At 82.1% G+C, this 335-nt stretch carries 1 pseudogene; it reads left to right on the forward strand.

Annotated features, from left to right (window positions below):
- Window positions 1–335 (forward strand): annotated as a pseudogene (locus tag ACFV6I_RS18790) (hypothetical protein); the annotation flags it as partial.

Below are 335 nucleotides of genomic sequence, written 5' to 3' on the forward strand. Positions count from 1 at the left end.
GCCCCCCCCCCGCGCCCCCCCCCGCCGAGGGCCGCCGGCCGCCCCCCCCCCCCCCCGACAGCAAGGGCTGCGACGCGAAGCAGCGCCAGCTGGGTGAGTGCGGCGACAGGAGCAAGGCCGTCAGCAGTGCCGCCGAGGACTCCTGGCTGCTGTCCGGGCAGGTCCTGGGCAGCGCCGCCGTGGTGGTGCTGGTGATCGCGCTGCTGCTGGTGCCGATGCTCTGGCGGTCGGCGCTGCGCCGGCGCCGGCGCGGCGCCCGCGGCCGGCGCCCGCCCCCCCCGGGGCCCGCCCAACCCCACCCCCCCCCCCTGCAGGGCGCCAGCGCGCCTCGGGTC

Origin of the sequence: Kitasatospora sp. NPDC059803 (genome assembly GCF_042732255.1) — a bacterium.
Lineage (GTDB): Bacteria > Actinomycetota > Actinomycetes > Streptomycetales > Streptomycetaceae > Kitasatospora.